19 protein-coding genes, 1 tRNA gene and 2 pseudogenes are annotated in these 21299 nt (G+C 63.5%); 11 read left to right on the plus strand and 11 right to left on the minus strand.

Features of this window, described 5'->3' with window-relative positions; all coding sequences use genetic code 11:
* Both P8R42_12290 and P8R42_12295 read left to right on the plus strand, forming a co-directional pair.
* On the plus strand, positions 1–707 hold a 707-nt coding region (locus P8R42_12290), incomplete at its 5' end, for a hypothetical protein (GenBank protein ID MDG2305402.1).
* Positions 708–975: 268 nt separating this feature from the next.
* Complete coding sequence (locus tag P8R42_12295; GenBank protein ID MDG2305403.1) at positions 976–1227, plus strand: hypothetical protein; 252 nt, start codon at positions 976–978, stop codon at positions 1225–1227.
* Positions 1228–1298: 71 nt separating this feature from the next.
* On the opposite strand, the gene P8R42_12300 is transcribed toward P8R42_12295, so the two are convergent.
* From P8R42_12300 to P8R42_12310, 3 genes are all read right to left on the minus strand, one after another.
* A protein-coding gene (locus tag P8R42_12300) for an IS3 family transposase (GenBank protein MDG2305404.1) occupies positions 1299–2635 on the minus strand; the annotation gives its coding sequence in 2 pieces (ribosomal slippage) (positions 1299–2291 and positions 2294–2635; 1335 coding nt in all).
* 184 nt (positions 2636–2819) lie between these two features.
* The gene (locus tag P8R42_12305; GenBank protein ID MDG2305405.1) at positions 2820–3227 is read right to left on the minus strand and encodes a hypothetical protein; all 408 of its coding nucleotides are present in this window, start codon (positions 3225–3227) and stop codon (positions 2820–2822) included.
* 903 nt (positions 3228–4130) lie between these two features.
* Positions 4131–5087, minus strand: a complete 957-nt coding sequence (locus tag P8R42_12310) for an alpha/beta hydrolase (protein MDG2305406.1) — start codon at positions 5085–5087, stop codon at positions 4131–4133.
* Between the two features lie 184 nt (positions 5088–5271).
* Here P8R42_12310 and P8R42_12315 point away from each other — a divergent pair, with 184 nt between their 5' ends.
* The 3 genes from P8R42_12315 to P8R42_12325 all read left to right on the plus strand — a co-directional run bounded on the left by P8R42_12315 (position 5272) and on the right by P8R42_12325 (position 9347).
* Positions 5272–7107, plus strand: a complete 1836-nt coding sequence (locus tag P8R42_12315) for an endo-1,4-beta-xylanase (protein ID MDG2305407.1) — start codon at positions 5272–5274, stop codon at positions 7105–7107.
* Between the two features lie 460 nt (positions 7108–7567).
* Positions 7568–8635 (plus strand): hypothetical protein, encoded by a 1068-nt coding sequence (locus tag P8R42_12320; GenBank protein MDG2305408.1) that lies wholly within the window; start codon positions 7568–7570, stop codon positions 8633–8635.
* A gap of 97 nt (positions 8636–8732) precedes the next feature.
* Positions 8733–9347, plus strand: coding sequence for a class I SAM-dependent methyltransferase (locus P8R42_12325; GenBank protein MDG2305409.1), 615 nt, complete (start codon positions 8733–8735; stop codon positions 9345–9347).
* Positions 9348–9605: 258 nt separating this feature from the next.
* Here P8R42_12325 and P8R42_12330 read toward each other — a convergent pair.
* Positions 9606–10064, minus strand: a pseudogene (locus P8R42_12330) (transposase).
* Here P8R42_12330 and P8R42_12335 point away from each other — a divergent pair.
* A complete protein-coding gene (locus P8R42_12335; protein ID MDG2305410.1) occupies positions 10029–10559 on the plus strand; it encodes a hypothetical protein in 531 nt (176 codons plus the stop codon). The pseudogene P8R42_12330 and the gene P8R42_12335 overlap by 36 nt on opposite strands.
* Positions 10560–10726: 167 nt before the next feature.
* Here P8R42_12335 and P8R42_12340 read toward each other — a convergent pair whose 3' ends face one another.
* On the minus strand, positions 10727–11365 hold the full coding sequence (locus P8R42_12340; GenBank protein ID MDG2305411.1) for a TetR/AcrR family transcriptional regulator: 639 nt from the start codon (positions 11363–11365) through the stop codon (positions 10727–10729).
* 131 nt (positions 11366–11496) lie between these two features.
* Between P8R42_12340 and P8R42_12345 the strand changes: the two genes are divergently transcribed.
* The 4 genes from P8R42_12345 to P8R42_12360 all read left to right on the plus strand — a co-directional run bounded on the left by P8R42_12345 (position 11497) and on the right by P8R42_12360 (position 15346).
* The gene (locus P8R42_12345) at positions 11497–12153 is read left to right on the plus strand and encodes a hypothetical protein (protein MDG2305412.1); all 657 of its coding nucleotides are present in this window, start codon (positions 11497–11499) and stop codon (positions 12151–12153) included.
* A 642-nt stretch (positions 12154–12795) separates the two neighbouring features.
* Complete coding sequence (locus P8R42_12350; protein MDG2305413.1) at positions 12796–13266, plus strand: DoxX family membrane protein; 471 nt, start codon at positions 12796–12798, stop codon at positions 13264–13266.
* Between the two features lie 9 nt (positions 13267–13275).
* Positions 13276–14940 (plus strand): acetolactate synthase AlsS, encoded by a 1665-nt coding sequence (alsS, locus tag P8R42_12355; protein ID MDG2305414.1) that lies wholly within the window; start codon positions 13276–13278, stop codon positions 14938–14940.
* Between the two features lie 13 nt (positions 14941–14953).
* On the plus strand, positions 14954–15346 hold the full coding sequence (locus tag P8R42_12360) for a carboxymuconolactone decarboxylase family protein (protein ID MDG2305415.1): 393 nt from the start codon (positions 14954–14956) through the stop codon (positions 15344–15346).
* A gap of 353 nt (positions 15347–15699) precedes the next feature.
* Here the strand turns inward: P8R42_12360 and P8R42_12365 are convergent, their stop codons facing one another.
* From P8R42_12365 to P8R42_12385, 5 genes are all read right to left on the minus strand, one after another.
* A complete protein-coding gene (locus P8R42_12365) occupies positions 15700–15834 on the minus strand; it encodes a hypothetical protein (protein MDG2305416.1) in 135 nt (44 codons plus the stop codon).
* Positions 15831–16982: a GDSL-type esterase/lipase family protein gene (locus P8R42_12370; protein MDG2305417.1), complete on the minus strand. Its 1152-nt coding sequence runs from the start codon at positions 16980–16982 to the stop codon at positions 15831–15833. The genes P8R42_12365 and P8R42_12370 overlap by 4 nt, the downstream gene beginning before the upstream one ends.
* Before the next feature lie 361 nt (positions 16983–17343).
* Positions 17344–18600 carry a hypothetical protein gene (locus P8R42_12375; protein ID MDG2305418.1) on the minus strand — a complete coding sequence of 419 codons (1257 nt, stop codon included), beginning with the start codon at positions 18598–18600 and terminating at the stop codon, positions 17344–17346.
* 532 nt (positions 18601–19132) lie between these two features.
* Positions 19133–19255 carry a hypothetical protein gene (locus P8R42_12380; GenBank protein ID MDG2305419.1) on the minus strand — a complete coding sequence of 41 codons (123 nt, stop codon included), beginning with the start codon at positions 19253–19255 and terminating at the stop codon, positions 19133–19135.
* Positions 19256–19287: 32 nt separating this feature from the next.
* Complete coding sequence (locus P8R42_12385) at positions 19288–20661, minus strand: IS30 family transposase (GenBank protein MDG2305420.1); 1374 nt, start codon at positions 20659–20661, stop codon at positions 19288–19290.
* Positions 20662–20725: 64 nt separating this feature from the next.
* Here P8R42_12385 and P8R42_12390 point away from each other — a divergent pair.
* Positions 20726–21139 (plus strand): annotated as a pseudogene (locus P8R42_12390) (integrase core domain-containing protein).
* 21 nt (positions 21140–21160) lie between these two features.
* On the opposite strand, the gene P8R42_12395 reads toward P8R42_12390, so the two are convergent.
* Positions 21161–21233: transfer RNA gene (locus P8R42_12395), tRNA-Lys, on the minus strand.
* Between the last annotated feature and the right edge of the window lie 66 nt (positions 21234–21299).

Here is a 21299-nt window from a genome sequence, read left to right on the forward strand (position 1 = left end):
ACATCCCGCTGCCCGCAGGGGATACGGCCTTCCTGAAGCTCGCGCGGATCAGCTGCACCGCGGCGGCGTCGGACGACTCGACGCCGACCGGGCCCATCGTGGCGGGGGCGAACACCTTCACCGAGGCGGCTTCGGATTCGAATGGGACGATGGAGGTCGATGACGGTTTGTGCGCCATCACTCCGCTGCCTGGCAGCGGCACGGGAAGCGCCGCGGGTAAGTTCGCTCCGCCGATCACTCCTCCGCCGGGGGACCTCACCTACTGCTCGCACCCGAACAAGCAGATCATTAAGCTCAAGAGCTCGAATGACATCGGCAAAGGCCGCGTGGGCTTCGTGCTCCCGGCCTACGACCCGAGCACCTGCGACCTCACGGTCGGCTATGACAACCTCGTCGGTGGCTCCTTCTCGTTCGCCACGCTTCCTGCGGGATCTTTGGTGAAGGCTGGACGCTGCTATCGGTACAAGGACAAGTCCGCCAAGGCCGGCGGCGGCTTGTCGCGGGCGCTGCTTTGCCCGTCCGACCGACTCCCCGATCTGTGGTGCCTGAACTACCAGGGGTACGGAGACATCGATCCGATCCTGCTCGACCCTGATATGCCGATCGTCGTCGAGACCTGCGGGTCGACCTTCGCTGGTCCGACGAACCCGATCTGGAATCCTTCCTCGAAGAAGTGGATCCTGCCTCAAGCGGCGTGGCTGCCCTGAGGATCTGATCCTCTGAATGACGAAAGTGGGAGTGGGCGTTTGCCCACTCCCACTTTTTCGTTTCAGGGCGAAAGATATCACCGCCCAGCAAAGACCCCTGCAGCCCACCGCTGTGGAGGCACCATCGCCCCCTCCTCCGCACCCGCCGCGAAAGGACCGGAGCGGGCCTCTTCTTAGGCCTCGAACGCGTCGCCGGCTGGGAGCGCACGTACTTCACGGTCTCTCGGCCGACTGGAAGGTCGGCAACCCGACACTCAGCACCAACTACGTGCACAACCAGCTGCCACTGCATCTCGACAGCTTCGACGACCCGAGCGTCGTTCGCCTCGCACATCTCGCACTCAGCAAGCAGCTGTTCGACAACACCGTGGAGATCGCACTCGGCCGCATCATTGCGGTCCAGTCTAGGCGACAGCACGAGCCGACCATTCTTGCCGATAGTCACGAAGTCGTGCTCGTAGAGGCGGTCGCCGCGGGGCCAGGGTCCGCAGGCCAGACCTCACCCGGGGCGGTACGGTGACTGTACGTCGTCAGCTGAGTCGGGATCTTTGGGGTCGATTTCTAAGAGACACTTCCGGCACGTTTGCCCGCCTACGCAGCTCGTAGATTCTGTCGCTTACGACGGGCCATTGTCTTCTTCTTGATCTGCTCTCGGCGTGTGAGGATCGCCTGCCGCCGCCCGTGATATGCATCGGCTGGAGTCACGTTGTCCAGTGACTCGTGGTACCGCCGGTGGTTGTAGTGTTCGACGAAGCGACCGATCGAGCGCTCCAGCTCCCACGGGCTGTAGTAGTTCTCGAGCTTCACCACGTTCTTCATCGAGCGGTGATAGCGCTCGATCTTTCCCTGCGTTTGTGGATGGTACGGCGCTCCTCGTGTGTGTTCGATACCGTGACGACCGAGGTAGGTCGCAAGATCGCCCGACACGTAGCAGGGGCCGTTGTCGCTCAGCAGCCGAGGTCGATGCACGACCTGCACCTCATCGACTCCCGCCTTCGCTCGCGCCAGGTCCAGCGTCTCGGTCACGTCCGACGCCTTCATCGTCGTGCCGAGCGTCCACGCCAGAATGTAGCGGGAGTAATCGTCGAGCACGGTCGACAGGTAGTACCAGCCCCAGCTCACGACGCGCAGATACGTGAAGTCCGTCTGCCAAAGCTCGTTCGGTCGCTTGGTCGGATGCTGGAAGCGATCCGCCGCTCGGATCAAGACGTAGGCCGGACTCGTGATCAGGTCGTGCGCCTTCAGAATGCGGTACACGCTGGATTCAGAGATGAAATGGCCCGTGCGGTCCGTCTCCTGCCACGCCAGCTCCCTGGGCGACTTCTCCGGATCGGCCAGTGCAGCTTCGACCACGCGCTTTCTCTCCCGCTCAGGAATGCGGTTCCAGTGACGGCGCGTCGCGGGCTTGCGCGGCTCCAGGCCAGCGTCGCCATGCTCGCGGTAGCGCTCGTACCAAGCGTAGAAAGTCGAGCGGCTCACGTTCAGCTCGCGCAGCGTGCGGCGCACCGACAGATCCGAGCCTTCCACCAGGTGGATCACTTCGCGCTTCTCCGACGCTTTCAATCGCTCGTACCGTCGTCCGAGCCGGAGCCCACCAGACTTTTTTTGAGCAACCGCACTTCGAGCACCGTCTCGGCCAGAGCATGCTTCAAGCGGTCGTTCTCGTCCTGAAGACCCTTTACCTCGGGGGCGCTCGCCTCACGCTTCGTGTCGCCCAGAAGCCGCTTCTTCCCGGCCTCCAGAAACTCCTTGGACCAGCGGTAGTACAAATTCGGAGCGAGCCCCTCGCGGCGGCACAGAGCCGCAATGCTCTCTTCCCCACGCAGTCCTTCGAGGACGATCCGGATTTTCTCTTCCGCCGAAAAACGACGTCGTGTCTTGCGCTGAATGTCGCGGACGACCTTCTCCGCGCTTTCTCCCTTTCCCATCGGATTCTCCTTCCGTTTGGGCCGGGAGTGTCTCTTATTTCATCGACCTATTTGGTCCAACCGTCTCTGAACCCGAACAGCCGTCGCTGAAGTCGGCCAAGGCGCCGTCGGTGAACTCCACGCCCATACATGGAGCGCCTGCAACGATCGCGCCTCTCGGTGATGGATCGCCTGGTTCGGGCGGTCAGTTCTTACAAACCAGTTTCTTTACGTTGGCGGCGCAATTCGCGTTCGATCCCTGGTACGTGGCACCTGCCCCCTCGTTGATTTCGAAGGCCAGGGGACCGGCCTGCGGCCGGGGCACCTCGAGCTTGTTCATCGTAACCTTGAAGCTGAACGCGCCGGGCGTCGCCGTCGGTTTGAACACCGCCGTCACCTTCTTCTTGACCACGGGGTCTTTGGATACACAGTAGATCTTCCCCGAGTTCTTGGTCGTACAGTCGCTCGCGCTCACGCTACCGGATTGGTTCAGCGAAAGTGCGTCGGTCGCGTTGAAGGTGAGTCCGCCCAAGACGTCGAGGCTTGGAACGACCCCTTGGTAGGTCACCCGACCCAGCTTGCTGCCATTCGACCACGCGGTGGCCCGAGTCACTACGATAGGATCTGGCGCGGGCAGGACGCAAGCCCCGGTCATGGGGTCACAGGACGACGTCGGGTAGGTGCAAGTGACGCCTTGGCAGAGATTGACGCAGCTCCCACCAAAGCAGAGCGACGGCTCTGGGGTCACGGGGTCGCCGTCGTCACAAGACGAGAAGTCGGGGTTGGGACTGAACTCGCAGCCGCCGGTCAGCGGATTACACGAATTGGTAGTGCACGCGGTACTCCCCACGCAGTGGACGCCCGCGCAAAAATTTAAGCAGGCTCCACCAAGGCAATGCGAAGGCTCCGGCGTCGCCGGATCGCCATCGTCGCAGAAAGTGAAGTCGGGCTGACCCGAACATGAATCTTGGGCGTTGGCGTCCGGGCTGAGCGACAGAGCAAAGACTGTAGCCAGCAAGGCAGCCTGGAACGGGCCGCGAATGGATGTGGTCATGATCTCTGTCCTCTCAACCTTGTCTGAGTTTGATGACTCCCCTCCAAGGCGGCGCGAATGCTCGCGTCGGAGGGCGACTCCCGACAACACGAGCAAGCGGCGCGCCAGCTGGCAGTCGCGGCGATTGCTGGCGGATCCGTCGGACCCTTCGCCGGGTGTCACCCGGCGGCGACAGCTAGGTGCTGCAGTCAATGCGTGCCGCGTCAGCGACTACTGCTGAAGCGAGCAGCACCTTGCTGCCCTAAGGTTGGGCAGATTCGTTGCAGGCGTTCTCGTGGGCGCAGTGGACCCCGTAGGTGTCCGGCGGGTGGCGAAATCGATCGTCTGGGCTCTGCTGCAACCGTTGTTTCTGAGGGAGGTCTGTAATCCCTACAGCTGGCGGCTACCCGGCGACCTGGGCAAAGAGGCCGTTCATGTTTCCTACAGCCGGCAGCCGAAGCCCATGAGCGGTTGCGACGCGGTCTACCGCGAAGGCAGCAGACCGAGGCCCGCGAGGAACTCGTCCGAGCGTTGCACCGTCGCTTCGAAGTCCTCGGTCGAGACGATCTTGTTGAAGAAGCCGTGTTGTCTGCCCTCGAACGGGACCAACGAGCAGTTTCCGCCGGAGTCGTTCACGCGCTGGGTGAAGGCACGAACGCCGTCGATCGGGACGAGCGAATCCTGGGTGCCGTGCAGGACGAGACACGGTGGGTAGTCCTCGGTGAGGTGCTGCATCGGGTCGACCGAGAGCGCGGACGCGAAGGAGAAGTCGAGTCCGTTGTCGGACCAACCGTCGCGAAAGGCAGGAACGTCGAAGTTCACCGCCGGGTTGAACAGAAGGAGAGCCGCCGGTTGGGGGTCGACCGTCAAGTCGTCTGTGGCGTTGTGGCGTTCGCGGACGACCGGAACCGCCGCGGCGAGTTGGCCCCCCGCAGACCCTCCGCCGAACACGATCGCTTCCGGATCGACGCCCAGCGATGCGGCGTTCTCCGTGAGCCAGCGAGCGAAACTAACGGCGTCCTGGGTCGCTTCGACGATCCCCGTCCCGTCGCGTGAGCCGACGCGATAGTCTGGGAGGAACGCGACCATTCCTCGCTCCGCGAAGTGCGCGGCATAGGGGGCGAACTGCCAAGGTGATCCGAGTCGCCACGCTCCGCCGAAGAAAAGCACCACCGCCGGCCGGCGATCGGACACGGACCACCCGGACGGCGTGTAGACGAAGGTCTCAAGACGGCGATCCCCGGGGAGTGTGAGGTACTCGCGATGGTCTGTCGGGGAGAAGTCGCTCGCGTAGGCCCAGCGATAGAAGTCGGGGAGATTGCCGGTGCGGAACGCCCACACCCCGAGGGCGCCGATCGCAACGAGCACGAGCACGACGCCGAGTACGACCTTGGACAGAACCCGCACGGTCTTTTGTATGCCACGGATCGCCCGGATCATTCACCCCTCGGCCCTCATCGTCTGGCCAGCGCGAGGCGCCGGACGGGCCGCATGGCTCGAAGCGGTCTCGACGGAGACGACCGACGAGCCGGCGGATGATCAGAAAAGGCATGGTGGGGGCTGCCGAACACTCGCTCAAACACTCCCTATACTTGAATCGTCGGATTCGACTATCATCCGGCACATGCACGCAAGCACCGTAATCGTCAGACCGCCCCGGCGGGTTCAGAGCGGGAGTGTCGGGGTCGTCGCGCTCCTCGCTCTCCTCGTCGGGCTCGCCCCGTCGGTCGCCGATGGCGCTGCCTGCGGGCTCGCCCGACGCGCGTGTCTTTCCGCGGCACGCGCCGATGCCCACGCGTGCCGCTCCGATTGCAGCGGAGTCGCCGATCGGGCTCGCCGGGCCGCGTGCAGGGCCACGTGCGCAGATCTCCAGGCGCAGGTTCGCGCGGACTGTCGGCGAGTCAACGACACGTGCGCCGCGGTGTGTGGAGAGACCCATGTCGATGCGCAGGGCTGCACGCAGCAGATTCGCGCCTGTCGTTCCGACGCGCGTGACGCCCACGGTGTGTGTCGCACCTCCTGTCGGTCCAAGCCGTTTCTCGCCGAGCGAAAGCGCTGTCGCAGGGACTGTAGTGAGGCGCGGGCGGAAGGCGAGCGGGCGTGTGGCTTTGCGACGGCCGTTGGAGTCACGGGAGACGTCTCGATGCCCGACTTTGCGCCAGGCGTGCCCGGGGACCTGTCGTTGTTGACGGACGCCGAACGTGCGGCCATTGCCGACGCGGACGCACGCGTCCCCGGCCTCCGAACCCGGTCGCTCAGGATCTCGTCTCCGCCTGGGACCGTCGTCGAGCTCACGCAGGTTCGTCACGCCTTCGACTTCGGGCTGGCGCTCGATACGGCGAAGTTCGTCGGGAAGGAAGAGGAGCTCGACTTCTTCTTGGGATCGGCGGCAGCGAACCACGTCTCGATTGCGGTGACGGAGAGTAGCGCGAAGTGGAACCGCGTCGAGCCCGAAATGGGTGTTCGGGACTTCTCGTTGGCGGATATGGATGTCGCGACAGCGCAAGACTTCGGGTACCGCGTGAAGGGGCACACGTTGAACTGGGGCATCACGCCCCCGTTCTCGTCGAGTGGCGCACCCGCTTGGGCCTTCGAGAGATATGAGCAGCTGCCACTCAGCCCGGAGCTCGAGGCAGAGCTGCGCGATGTGCTTCGCGCTCACGTCGAAGCGATGGTGACGCGCTACCGCGACGACATCGAGATCTGGGACGTGACGAACGAGACACTACAACCGCTGGCCCAGTGGACGATTCAAAGGTTGGGGCCGGGGATCGTCGAAGATCTCTTTCGCTGGGCGCACGCGGCAGACCCGGACTGTCTCTTGGTGTTCAACGAGTGGATCGTCGAGGTCTTCACCGGGTTTCCGGCGCCCACGGCCGCCGACGTGCGAGACCGTGTCGTTGGTCTGCGTGCGGCCGGTGTTCCGATTCACGCCGTGGGGCAGCAGGCGCACTTTGCACCGACCCTTGCCTTCGGTGGGATCGAGGTCGATCTCAGCGGACGGACGCCGATCGACGAGTACGCGATCGCGCTCGATACGCTGGCCGAGGCCGGGCTCCCGATTCACCTGAGCGAGACCAACTTCATTGCACCGGACGACCCAGAGCTGCGGGCGGCGCACGCAGAAGGATTGATGCGCCTCTGGTGGGGCCACCCGTCGGTGGAGCAGATTGTTTTCTGGGGCTTGTGGAACAAGGTCGCAGGTAGAGACGAGTTCGACGTCGGGTTCTGGGACGACGATCGGAATATCTCCCGTCATGGAGCCGCGGTCTTCTCTCTATTGAACGATCGCTGGCGTACCGAGTTGACCGGGACGACCGACGCGAACGGTTTCCTCGAGACTTCGGCTACGCACGGGGACTACGTCGCTCGCTGGGAAGAAGAGGGAACACCGGTCCACGCGCGCTTCTCGGTGCGCCCGGGCGTCGGCACTCTGAACGTCGTGTTGGTGGGTCCGTAGGGGACGTGCCGCACGGCGAAGCGGCGGTCTCGCCTGCGTCCCGCGGTGACTGCGATACCGGAGCTACGACATCGCGCTCATGTACGTCGTCAGATCGGACGGTAGGAAACATGAACGGCCTATTTGCCCAGCTCGACGGACAGCCGTGAAGCAGTTCGTCTCATCGATGGCGCAGGCGTAGCTAGCGGCGCACACGCAACGTCCCGGTGGTTGTGCCGCGGCGGCTCTGGCCAGGGAACTCGACCTGGTTCAATGCTTCGCGGTGACGGCTAACCGTCGACCGGGGCAAATAGGGCCTTCATGTTTCCTGCCGTCTTAACCGCGAGAGAGCCACTGGGGCTAACTCCGTAAAATCCGCTAAAGACACCCCCGACACAGTTCACTGAGTGCCTCGGAAACACGAAGGATTCATGGTCGCCCCGGGCCGAGGTTTAGGGTTGACGAAGAAGGAGAGCCGCCGATGAAAGCCATCATGCAGGCCCGGGGCCAGCAAGCCGAGGATATTCTCGCCCTGCTCAAGGCCGTGGCCACCGACGAGGGGAAGCTGCCCCTACACGAGATCCATCAGAAAACCCTTGAGGCCGTGGCCGAGCACCTGCTTGAGAGCGAGGTGGGGATAGACGGCCTGAGCGCGAGTCTTGCCGGCGCGGACGATCGCGTGCGTGACCCCGAGCTTCGCCAGGAAGTGCTTAACATCGCCGGCGTGTTGCCCTTCCTTGAAGAAGAAACCCTCGAGCAGAAGGTGGGCGCCTTTGAGCGGCTGGCGGATGGTTTCGGGTTCGACAAGAAATTTTCCAGAGAGCTTCATGCGCTGGCCCACAAGAAGGCGGGCCATCTGGAAATTGATTCCTTTCGCGCCGCGCGGCTTGAGCTGGGGGCCTCGGCCTGGAAGCTTGTTTTCAAGGTCGCTGCGGGCTTTTTTCATCTGGACGGCAACAAGGAAATGCTCGCCCGCTACGAGGGCTACGAAGCGCTCGACGAGGGCACCTTCGGCCATGCACTCATCCGTTATTATCGCGACAACGACTTCCCTTTGCCGGGGAGCGCGGGTGCGCCTTTTTCCAATGCCTTGCAAGTCCACGACATGCATCACGTGCTGGCCGGTTACCCCACCACACCGGTGGGCGAGCTTTGCGTTCTGGCCTTTGATGGCGCCATGATGGAAGAAGACGGCGGCAAGATGTTGATTGCCGCCGTAGCCGAATGGCAGATCGGCTTTCAAATCTCACCCGATCCCGTCTGGAAGAACCAGTTCAAACCCGACATCGTCTTCCGCGCCTATGAGCGCGGCGCCGAGTGCACGACCAACTACCTGGTCGAGAATTTTGATTTTCTCCCCTTGCTGGAGCAGAAACTCGAGGACGTGCGCGCCCAATTCGGCATTGCTTCCGAGGGTGCCCTCATCAAGAGCCCCGAAGACCTCTGGTGCGGCAACATGGGGGTGGTGGGCTCGCGCGAAAGCGAAGACAAAGTCGAAGAAAAGCGCACCTTCATCAACAAGCTCCTCATGAAGGCCAACGTCAACTAAGCGGCGTGGGGTCTCCGCGCGAACCAAAGCAAGCCCAGTGGCAAGCTGGCTAGATGATGAGAGAGCAAGAAAGCGAGATAGAAAGATAGAGAGCTCCGTGGACGAAACCTCCAGGCGCACCCTCCACCACTATGAAGAGCGGGCAGACGCCTTCTGGAAGGGCACCCGCGACCACGACGTCACGCAGAATATCGATGCGTTGCTGGCCTGCCTGCTCGAGGAAGGCCAGGGCCAACGCGTGCTCGATTTCGGCTGTGGGCCCGGGCGCGACCTCAAGGCGCTGAGCGAGCGGGGCGCCCTGGCCACCGGGCTCGACGGATGCGAGACCTTCTGTGCCATGGCCCGCACACATTCGGGTTGCGACGTCTGGCACCAGGACTTTCTCGCCCTTGCCTTACCCGCGGAAGGCTTCGAGGGCATCTTTGCCAACGCTTCACTCTTCCACGTGCCGACGCGTCACTTGAAGAGCGTGCTCGACGTGCTCTTCACCACCCTGGTGCCGGGCGGCGTCCTCTTCAGCTCCAACCCACGCGGAAACGGCGAAGAAGGCTGGAGAGAAGAGCGCTACGGGGTCTACCACGACCTCAAGATGTGGTCGCACTGGCTCAGCGGCAGCGGCTTTGCCCCCCTGCGCCACTACTACCGCCCCGAAGGCCTCCCACTTGCCGAGCAGAACTGGCTGGCTTCACTTTGGGGGAAGCCGAAGAGTTGATTCGCCGTTCTTTGAACGATCTCTTGATAGCTCTTGCCCATTGAGGAGAGCGAGTCCTGGTGGGACTGACTCGTGGCGACGGGAGCATCACGAGGTACAAGGGTCCCGTATGGAACTCGCTGTCGATTCCCGTCGCTGGCTGCCCTTGGTGTGCGTCTTGGCGTTCTTATCCGCCTGCGGCGGAGGCGGGGGCGGCGCGACCGTTCCTGACGAACCCCGGAGGTATCTCGAGTCGGACGCCAGACGCTGCTCTTGAACAGAGCGGCTCACGCCCAGCTCGCGCAGCGTGCGGCGCACCGACAGGTCCGAGCCTTCCTCCAGCCGGATCATTTCGCGCTCCTCCGACGCTTTTAATCGCTCGTACCGTCGTCCGAGCCGGAGCCCACGAGACTTTTTTGAGCAACCGCACTTCGAGCACCGTCTCGGCCAGAGCCTGCTTCAAGCGGTCGTTCTCGTCCTGAAGTCCCTTTACCTCGGGGGCGCTCGCGGCGCGCTTCGTGTCCCCAAGCAGCCGCTTCTTCCCGGCCTCCAGAAACTCCTTCGACTAACGGTAGTACAAATTCGGAGCGAGCCCTCGCGACGACACAGAGCCGCAATGCTCTCCTCGCCGCGCAGTCCTTCGAGGACGATCCGAATCTTCTCTTCCGCCGAAAAACGGCGGCGTGTCTTGCGCTGAATGTCGTGGACGACCTTCTCTGCGCTCTCTGCCTTACCCATAAGGCTCTCCTTCCGGTTGGGCCGGAAGTCTCTCTTATTTCAAAGCCCAAACTGGTCCAACTTCTGCTGAACCCGAACAGACCTGGGCAAATCGACCGTTCATCTCGACTACAGCCGGCAAATAGGGCCGTCATGGTTTCCCGCCATCCCGGCTCCGCAGATGCCACCCTCGATGTCTCCGGCGGCGTGACCATCGCACTCGCGGATTCAGGAACGCTCTCGATTTCGCAAACTTTTCTCGCTGCGAAATCCACGAGCAAGCCCGGTAAAGTATCGTGCAAGTCGGAAACGACCAAGAGCAAGCTCAGGATGAAGGCGAACAAGTCTTCTCCCGGGACGTTTCTCGTGAAGGCAAAACTAGCCGGGTCGCTGCCCGCCGTGCCGGCGACGCTCGCTGGAGACCTGACGCTTACCGGAAGCAATACGGAGATGAGTGCGTCGACGACGGACTGTGAAGCGGACAACGACGCCAAAAACCTCCGTTGCGGTAGCTGAGGGACTCTCCGGGACTTCGCCGCGAAGACGGCCTCTGACGCCGCAGCGCGGGAACGTCCTGGCGACTCTGGGGAACGGCTGAGATTTGGTCCCGTGCGGGCCGGGTGCGAATCACGCCAGACAGGTGCGCCGGTCTTTCTTTGAAAGGAGTGCTCTGCGGGGCTTTGTCACCGAGGGACCAGCCCCGCTAGAAGTACCTCGAGGAGGACCGCGACGAGATCGTCGAGCTCGTCGATACCGCGCCGCCGTGCGATCCCGTTGCGGTGCGCTTCGGCACAGCCCAACAGGGCCGCCCAGAGCACCAGGGTGAGCTTTTCGGACGGGAGATCGCGGATGCTTCCGTCATTCGACGCGCTTTCGAATAGGGAGCGTACGAAGCCGAAGGCCTCGTCGTCCGCCTGGCGGAGTCCCTCGGATTTCGGCTCGAGCACGCCGAGGCCGCCGAAAGCAATCTCGTGCAGGGCGCGGTCCTCGAGGGCGAAATCGATATAGCCCTGCGCGGAGCCGGCCAGCCGCGACAAGGAATCCTCCCCGGCGTGATCGGAGGCCGCTTCGAGACGCTCCCGAAGTCGGACGAACCCGTCCGTTGCGAGTGCGGTCAGGAGCTCTTCCTTGTTCTTGAAATGGGAGTAGGGCGCTGTGTGCGTCACCCCCGTTCGCTTGGCGAGCTCGCGAAAGGTGAGGCTGCGCTCGCCCTGGTCCCGCACGATTTCGAGCGCTGCGGACTTGAGCGCATCTTTGAGCTGGCCGTGGTGATAGGCCGAGCCCTTTTTAGGGAGCTCCCTCTTTTTTCGGCTTTTGTTCATGATTTCAGGGGCTTGCGGCCGCGTCGCGACCCAACGTTCTTGAGTATACGCGAGTGGAGTGAACTTTCCAATAGAAAGATTCACCCAGCATCCGCTAGGGATGTTGCTCAGCCCACCAAAGGAGAACCGAGATGATCACCTCATCGAATGCCCCTCAGGTCCGATCGCTTCGCCCGCGCCACCTCCTGTCACGCGTCCTGCTCACCGCTCTGCTCGCAGGGGCGGGTGCCTCGCTGGCCAGCGAGGCACTTGCCATCCCCAATCACCCGTCGTCGGCGCGCGGTTTTGCCTCGGACATGGTGAAGGCCTACCGCGACTGTGATCCCGGGTTGGCAACCGGCACGACGCAAAACGCCTTTTTCCCGCGCCCCGCTTGTCCCCCGCCGGTCGTCGAATCGCCGAGCTGTCTCTTCAAGTTCAACGGGCGAGGCAAGGTGAAGATGACCGTTCAGTCCGGCGGCGACGTTCGTTACACAGTCAGGATGAGAAAATTGAATAATGCGTGCTACGGCGAGCAACTCGACTTCGTCGTCAAGTATCAGCAGACCAACGACGACTGCGCCGGGGGCAGTTCCTGCACCGCGATCAATACCGAACTGATCCTTGGTAGCTGCATCGTGGATACGAGTGGCCGCTGCAACATCACATCGACGTTCAACACGGATACCGCTGCGAACCTGGGCGGAGACGCGTTTGGCCCCGGGCTGGAGACGAGTCTCGCCATCGACGGATGCGGTCTCTTCCTCGGCTCGGAACTGGCTTTCCGTTGCGGCATCTACCTGCCCTGACGGATGCAAAGCTGCTCCTGCCCGGGCGACTCGGGCACCCTGAACCCTAACCCAGTCTCCTATTCCGAGACGACCGGCTAGGTGCAGAACTCCTCGTCTCAGCAGTTCGTAGCCGCCCCCAGGATGACAGTCGATGACCAGGTCCGCCAGGCCGCTACGCCGCCGCGGCTCTGTCCCGGAAACTCGACCTCTTATCCAAACTTCGCGGGGGCGGCCACCCCTCGACCTGGGCAAATGGAGCGTTCATCTCGACTACAGCCGGCAAATAGGGCCTTGAGGTCGGCCACCGTCGGTGCTCCTGCACCAAGGTGTCGTCGTTGCTCCCCCAGCCGAGGGCGTTATGCTTGCACTCGCCATGTCTACCTTGAGCACTCCGGACTCCTCCGCTCGGCTGCTAGCGGCCACCGCCAGTGGGCCGATAGGGCCCTGCCGAAATGCGAAAAGGAAGTACCGGCCGCCCAGCGGCGTCGCCGCGGCCGGCTAGACCCGAAAACTGGACCTCGCTCCAGGCTTCGCGGTTGCGGCTACCCAGCGACCTTGGCAAATAGGACGTCCATGTCGTCTACCGCCTGCGCAAGGGGATCGACGACAAGTTCTGGGAACCATCGTACTGAGGGCGTCGTCCCTCGAGGGGAGATTAGAATGGCTGGCGACGAGGTTGCCTGGATTTTGCTCCGCGTTGTGTACGCGTGGATGTTCCTCTACCCCGCGCTGGGGTTGATTCAGCAATGGCCCACGACGGTCCAGACGACCTCCCTGCTGTTCCGCTGGCAGCCCGGGTTCTTCGCCCTGGGCTCGGTCGCGTTCATGGTGGTGGGCGGGGTGATGATTCTGCTCGGCGTGTACGGGTGGGTCGCGGGCGCGGGGTTCTGCGCCTTCTCGGTGGGGGGCGCGCTCGTCCACTACCGGTTGGCCGCTCGGGCGGGTGCGATCGAGCTTTCGGCACATGCGTCGCGTGAAGACGTCGCCACGCTGGAGGGCCTCGCGGCGCTGGCCATCGTTGGCCACGTGACGTCCGCACAGAAGAATTTCGTGCTGGCGGCGGTTGGCTCGTTCTTCTTTCTGGTGGGTACGGGTCCGCTCAGTGTGGTGGGCTCGGCACCCCCGTTCTGAGGAGGTCAGGTGGTGGCGAAAAATAAGACGGGCGCTCGGCTAGTGGTCGAGTGCTTGAAACGCCAGGGCGTGGAGTACGTCTTCGGCATTCCGGGTGCGAAGATCGATGCGGTGTTCGATGCCCTGGCCGACGGCGACGCGCCGCGCCTCATCGTGTGCCGGCACGAGCAGAACGCGGCCTTCATGGCGGCGTGCGTCGGACGACTGACAGGACGGCCCGGGGTGGTGCTCGTCACATCGGGGCCGGGGGTCTCGAACCTGGCCACCGGCCTGATCACCGCGACGACCGAGGGCGATCCCATGGTAGCGCTGGCGGGCGCCGTGCCGCGGGCGATGGCGCTCAAACAGACACACCAGAGCATGGACAACGTGAGCTTCGCGCGGCCACTGACCAAGAGCAGCGTCGAGGTCATCGTCCCGGAGACCATTCCCGAGGTCTTGTCCAATGCCTTCCGGCTCGCGGCTCGCCCACGCGGGGGCGCTACGTTCGTGAGTCTGCCCCAGGACGTATTGGCCGAAGAAGTCTCCGGAAGCGATTGGGAAGCGACCATCGACGGCCCGCTCGGCCCTGCCCCGGTGGCGTCGGTGCGCGAGGCCGCCGCCCGGATCTCGGGAGCCAAGCAACCGGTACTCCTGCTCGGGCTCGAAGCGAGCAAGCCGGATCATGCCGAGTCCGTTCGTAGGCTGCTGGAGAAATTCCCCGTGGCGACGGTGCAGACGTTCGAGGCGGCCGGGATGCTGTCGCGCGAACTCGCGCCGTACTTCGTCGGTCGGGTCGGGCTTTTTCGCAACCAGCCGGGCGACCAGCTGCTCGAGTCGGCGGATGTGGTGATGACCGTCGGCTTCAGCCCGGTCGAGTATGATCCCGAAGTCTGGAATGCGGAGAACCGGCTCGACATCGTCCACGTCGACAACACGCCGACGACAGTGGGCAAGCGGTACCACCCGCGGCTGGAGCTCATCGGCGGCATTGCCGAGACCCTCGATGCCCTGACCGAGCAACTTCCGGCTCGAGAGGACGTCGGCGATCGCGGCTTCGTCGACCGGCTGAAGGCAGAGATGGACGCGGGCCTGGCGGAGTCCCTTCAGCGTCCCTCGTCGCCGATTCACCCCCTGCGATTCATTCACGACTTGCAGTCACAGATCAACGACAACACCACCGTCATCAGCGACGTGGGCTCGCACTACATGTGGTTGGCGCGTCATCTGTACTGCTACCGACCGCGGCACCTCTTGTTCAGCAACGGACAGCAGACCCTCGGTGTCGCGCTTCCCTGGGCGATTGCCGCCAGCCTGGTTCGGCCAAAAGAGCAGGTCATCTCGATCTCGGGGGATGGCGGATTCTTGTTCTCGGCGATGGAGCTCGAGACGGCGGTCCGCGAACGTCGCCGTTTCGTTCACTTCGTGTGGCGAGACGGTTCGTACAACATGGTCGCCGTGCAGGAGAAGATGAAGTACGGACGCACCTCCGGGGTGCAGTTCGGGCCGGTCGATCTGGTGCAATTCGCGGAGAGCTTCGGCGCCAAGGGGATCGCCCTCGAGACGGCCGACGACATCATTCCTGCTTTGCAGGAAGGGCAAGCGTTCGATGGGCCCGTCTTGATCGATGTGCCGATCGACTACGGCGACAACGCGACCTTGTTTGCAAACATCGACGCCTTCGCTGGTCACTAGAAGGGAAAGTCTCATGGGAACGGATCTCTACAACAAGGGCATGCGAGAGATGAGGCGCCACTTTGGGCCGGCGGCGGACGAGTGGATCAACAGCATCAAGGAAATCGCCCCTGAGTTCGCGAAGGTCAACGTCGAGTTCCCGTTCGGCGAGCTCTACACGCGAACGGTGCTGGACGACAAGACGCGCGAGCTGTGTACGGTCGCTGCATTGACCGTCCAGGGCTTCGCTCTGCCCGAGCTTCGGGTTCACGTGAAGGGCGCACTGAATTGTGGCGCCACGCGCGACGAGGTTGTCGAGGTCATCACCCAGATGACCGCCTACTGTGGATTCCCAGCCGCCACCAACGGGCTGCTCGCGGCCAAGGAGGTCTTTGACCAGCTCGACCAGGCCGACCATCCGACCTGACCCGAGCGAGGGGACCACGGATGAGTCCGGTGGGGGCGTGGGCGCCGCAGCGGTCCGCGGCGTGGCCGACATGAGCGGCGGAACGAAAGAGAGGGATGGGTTCACGCGCTGCGGTTCGCAGTCGTCGGCGCAGCTTCGTGCCTGGCTCGACTCCCCCGAACGGATCGCGCTCGTGGAAGAAGCGTCGCAGGCCTTGGGGGCTCCGAGCGCCATGGCCCGGTCCCAGGGGTGCAGGACGAGTACGTGGCGGTCTTCCGCTTCGATTCGCTGGCTGTAGTCGAGATGAGCGGCCTATTCGCCCAGTTCGACGGGTAACCGCCCCCGCGAAGCCTCGAGCGAGGTCGGGTTTCGGGTCAGAGGCGCGGCGGCTTAGCCGCAGGGCGGTGAAGGGGCCCCGTGAAGTGGGCCTCGCTTCGGTCGGCCGCATCGGCCGCCGCCAGGGCCGACTCCGCCCGCACGACGGTCACGGCATTGAGCCGGTCTTTCACGGCCTCGATCCGCGCAGGCTGGGCACGACGAGATCCGAGATCGCCTGATGGCCATCGGGAGTCGGATGGAACGGGGCCGGATTTCCAGGACTGATGATTTCGATGGAGAGCCCGTACGCCCAGGGATCCGACGTGCAGAACTCGTGGCCTACCATCGAGTCCCGGATGTCCACGACCTCCACGCCGTCGTGTTCCGACGCGACGCCGAACAGAATTTCGCTCAATCGGTCGAGGAGGGTTCGGAGGTACGCGACCTGGTTCTCGTTCAAGTCGAGAAGGTCCGGGCAGCCGAAGCGACCGCCCGGGCCCGGAAAGGGGTCGTGGTACGTCGTGAAGACGATGCGAGGTACGCGCCCAGTCCGCTCACCGCGCGCTTGGATGTCGGATACCAGCTCCGCGTAGTGGGCGCGCAGGGTGGGGAGTTGGTCGATGAAAAACTGCTCGATCGCCTTGCCGGGGTTTTCCGCCGTGCAGATGCGATCGGACGACGACACGTCTGAAGGAAGGGGACGACCGCGGCTTGCGGCATCGACCCAGGCGGTGAGGCGGTCGCGGTTTTGGTCCAGTACGCCGGCTAAGGCATCCCGAAGGTTGCTCCCCGCGTCGACCGCGCGATCCACCTGGTCCCCGAGCACCGAACCGAGGATGCAAGCCGCGAGGATGTTGGACCATTGCAGATCGTTGGCGCCTAGCGTGATCAGTACGATCTCCGGTTCGGCCTCGTCGTACGCCGCGTTGAGATCTTCTTGGGTGGACCAGTTTCCGAATTGCGCGGGCCGAAGCGTGAAGTCGCCTCGGACCTGCGCCGAGACGACGCCATTGGGATAGGTCGCGCCGGTGCAGGAGAACTTGGAGAGCTTTCCATCGATCGCCGCGGTCGCCTTGTTCGGGTAGGCAGCCCCGGCCTGATGGCAGGACGGATAATCACCATCCCAGTCGGGATTCAAATCGGTTGGCCCCACCCAAATCTGGAGGTCGTCGACGTACTCGAATCCATAGCGCACACCTTCGCCCGCGGAGACCGAGTCGCCTATGGCGACGACGGAGAGTCCCGGACCATCGGGGTTGCCAGCGTCGCCATCGTGGCTACTGGAGCACCCGAGGGCGCAGAGGAGGATCGTTAGAAAAGTCCCTGCGGATATACGCACCTCCCCACTCTAACCGACTTGCGTTTCGCCCTCTATTTGTCCGCCGCGCAAGATGAAGCGATTTCGCGAGTAGGCGAGGAATGCCCTCATCCGGGACTGGGCGGGTGCGGCGTAGCCTCGGGGCGGCACCTTCGAACGAACTCGACGGCGAGTTTCCAGTCAACACCGATGGCAGGCTCAAAACCTTCGGCCATCCCACCGGGGCGACAGGTCAAGAGCGCCACCACCGCCTTGCGTCACAATATCGGCGGCCCACCGACGACCTGCGGACTGGCGATCCTCGGAATGCCCTGATTGGCCTCGGAGGGTGAGCGAGACCCCTGCGGGGTTACCCCGCAGGGGTCTCGCCTACTCGCAAAACTCAGCGGCCCCGACGGCCCAGGTAGCCCTTCCCCCCGAGCAACCCGAATCCGGCGAGCATCATAAGAAGAATCTGCATAAGGGCCGCGCTTGTCGATGAGGCCGGAATCGCCGGGCCCGAATCGCCCGCGCACACACCGGTCGTGCAGACGTCGCCACTCGTCGTAGAATTTCCGTCATCGCAAGAGGCGCCGTCGGCCAAGGGGGTCGCGGCGGTGCACAATCCGGTCCCGACGTCACAGCTGCCATTGGCGTTGCACTGGTCACCGTTATTGCACACGACGCCGTCGCAGAGGTCTACGCCCACACAGGTGCCGCCCATACATTGGTCGCTAGTGGTCGCGGCGTTTGTGTCGTCACAGCCTGTACCGTCGGCCACGGGGGTCGCGGCGGTGCACAATCCGGTCCCGGCGTCACAGCTGCCATTGGCGTTGCACTGGTCACCGTTATTGCACACGACGCCGTCGCAGAGATCCGGTCCAGCGTCTTCGGTCAGGGTGATCGTCACGAGGTGGCCGTCGTCTGCTGCCGTGCCGGAATCGGTTGAATAGTTAGTCGCGGTGTCACCGTAGTCCGAGTCGATCCCGCCGCGCACGCCGCAGTAGTCGCCCCCTTGGTAAACAATGCTATAAGCCGTACTGTCGCACGAAGAGTCCCAGCTGAAGGTCAGTGTGTGCGTGATCGGGACGCCGTTGCTCGTACCCGAGATGATGGCCACGGCAGTTTGGGCAACCGGAATGTCCACAGAAGGGTCGCCTGCAAGGTAGCCGGTCGTCTCGAGGTAGGAGACCAAGCTAGGGTCCAGAGTGCCCGAGTCGAGCACGCCACCGCTCTGGCTGCCCGCGAACGCATCCAAGGAGATGGTGGCGGTGCCGTAGAGGGACTCTTGCAAGGTTTGTATCGTGGCATCAAAGGTCTGATCGACTTGAAGTGTGTAGTCGCCGGCCGCTGTAACCGTGAACTCGATGGTGTAGTTCGAATACAACGAGTTCTCCGCAGTTCCATAAGAATCATTCCAGGCGCCGGCCGTGAATCGATACTCCGTCTCGAGTGTCGTGCTGTTTTCCGTAAGGATACTCAGGGTGCTCGAGCCCCCATCCGCGGAAAAAACTCCAGACGCCGCGGGATCTGCCAATTCGCTGTCGTTGGTTGCCGCCCAGCCAGACATGCCGGCCTGGGCGGTGGCGGCGGGCAGAAGTAGGGCTAGCGCCAAAAATAGGGCGGTGGATCGAATTCCGTGACGAACATTCCGGTTCATTTTCCAGACTCCTAATGTTTGTGCGCGCTCCGCGCCCCGCTCAAATGTTGCAGTGGCCAACCCAAACGAACTCCCAACCCCGCCGTTTGAGAACGTGCGCCGAGGGCCCGAAGCCAGCCCCGCGGCTTCAGTTTACGGTCCATCCCGAGTCTGATCGAGAGGCACTGCGGCGGTCAAGAGCTTAGTTTTGTTCGCCCCGGCCTTCCCGGGGTCCGAATTTCTTGGAAGGGAAAGGGCTATGGGGAGACCAAGCAACTACGCACCGGAGGTGCGGGAGCGCTCGAACCGGGGGCTGCCGAGCACATCCGGCACCTGCGGGACGAGAATCGAAGGGCCTACGGGGCTCGCAAGATCTGGCTCCAGCTCCAGCGCGAGGACATCTGCTTCGCACGCCACACAGCAGAGCGACTGATGCAGGAGATCAAGGTGTTCGGCGCGGCCGGAGGACCACGACGGCCATCACCGACGACGCCTCGATGCGGCCCCCCGATCTCGTGAATCGGGAGTTCGTGGCGACGTGGAGTGGCTTCGCCTACGTCGCGTTCGTCATCGACGTGTTCTCGCGCATGATCTTCGGCTGGCGCGTCTCGACCTCGCTGCGCACGGACTTGGCGCTCGACGCGCTGTACTCGCGCCCGAAGAGCGACGCGCTCATTCACCATAGCGATAGGGGCGCGCAAACTGGGTTCAACTGGTCGTCGCAACACCGCCATGGTGAACTGATCCTAAGTGCTCGTCCAGCGCCTCTGCGGGAGTCCGCCAGCCGAGTGTCTTACGCGGGCGCGTGTTCAACGCGAGTGCGACGGCGTCGAGGTCTTCACGGCGGTATCGATGAAGGTCGGTGCCTTTCGGGAAGTACTGGCGCAAGAGACCGTTGGTGTTCTCGTTCGTTCCGCGTTGCCACGGGCTGTGAGGGTCACAGAAGTAGATTGCCACTCCGGTGTCGACGCGAAGCTGCGCATGTTGAGCCATCTCGGCTCCCTGATCCCAGGTGATCGACCGCCGGAGTTGCTCTGGCAACGTGCCGATTACCTTCGCGATTTCGTTGCGGACGGCTTCCGCGCCGTGGCCCGCAAGCGGTGGCCCGTTCTTCATACGAGGCTGCTTGCCGCGGCCCTCCATTGGGGGAAGGTGCAACAGCATCGTGAATCTGGTGGTGCGCTCCACGAGGGTGCCGATCGCGGACTTGTCGAGCCCGATAATCAAATCTCCTTCCCAGTGACCGGGCACTGCTCGATCAGCGACTTCGGCCGGTCGCTCGGTGATCATGATCTCTGGCTTGACGAAGTGCTTACCCCGGCCCCGAGTGCGAGCCCGGGGCACTCGCAGCGCTCGCCCGGTGCGCAGACAGGCAACCAGCTCGCGCTTGAGAGCACCTCGGCCCTGGATGAACAGTGCCTGGTAGATTGCTTCGTGCGAGATCCTCATGGTCTCATCCTCCGGGAAGTCTAGCTTCAGCCGGTTGGAGATCTGCTCAGGGCTCCACGACCTCGCCCACCGTCGGTCCGCTCGGGGTCCGTGACGGCGGCCTTTGAATCGCACCGCTGGACCGGGGACCCGCTCGCCGTCGGTGCGGGCGATCGCACCAGCGAGTCGGGCCTGGACGTACTCACGAAGCTGGTCTTGCGATACTAGTTTCGCTGTCTTGGGACGGCGGGCTTGCAACTCGGCCTTCCACTGCGCGAACGACGCCCGATAGTCGATGCGACCGCTACGCGTAGCCGCGTTCCGGCGTAGCTCACGCGAGATCGTCGAGGCGGCACGGTCGAGCCTACGCGAGATCGCCCGCACACCGAGCCCCTGCGCTCTGAGCAACGCGATCTCCTCGCGTTCCGAGAACGACAGGTACCTCCCCGATGGAGCGGTGAGCTGGATCGACGGCATCCCACCCCGCTCGCGGAACCATCGAGAACCGACGGGGGCCGAAACGCCACACGAGATCGCGGCCTCCTCGCTCGGTAGTCCCTCGGCGATCTTCTCCCAGAACGCACGCTCCACATCGCGTCGTACCGGGGGCCGGCCCGGCGATCGCATCGCTGGGCGTCCCGTCAACGTCACCATCCATCCCTCTGGTCGTCCCATACAACACCTCCTCTACGAGATGTTGCGACGACCGGTTGAATTCACCCAATACTCGTCGATTCGACACACGGAGCGATTGGCCGAGGCCGGGATCGAGGGATCGGTCGAAAGCGTCGGAGATTCGTATGGCAATGCTCTCGCGGAGACCGTGAACGGGCCGTACAAGACCGAGGTGATCCACCCGCAGTCTGCGTGGCGCATCGCCGATCAGGTTGAGTTCGCGACGTTGGAATGGGTCGACCGGTTCAATGACAGGCGGCTACTCCAGCCGACCGGTGACATCCCACCGGCCGAGTTCGAGACCAAGTACTACGAGGAACAAAACGCTCAGGCGGTGCAGCCCGACTCAGAGAAAAACGGCTCCGGAGAAACCGGGGCGATTCACCGCGTCTACCAGCCGTCTACCGAGACGGGCGCCCAAAATCTCCGGCCTTCGGTTACGAAGAATAACCCGTAGCGACTTCAGCGGAAAGAAGAATGGGCCGCCCCGGGATCGAACCGAGGACCCGCTGATTAAGAGTCAGCTGCTCTACCAACTGAGCTAGCGGCCCACGACGTCTCTACAGACCTCGGCGAAGCCGTGCAACTCTCGGCCGGCGGGCCAACCCGCCGGGGCA

It is taken from the genome of Candidatus Binatia bacterium (assembly GCA_029243485.1).
In the GTDB taxonomy this organism is placed as follows: Bacteria; Desulfobacterota; Binatia; order UBA12015; family UBA12015; genus VGTG01.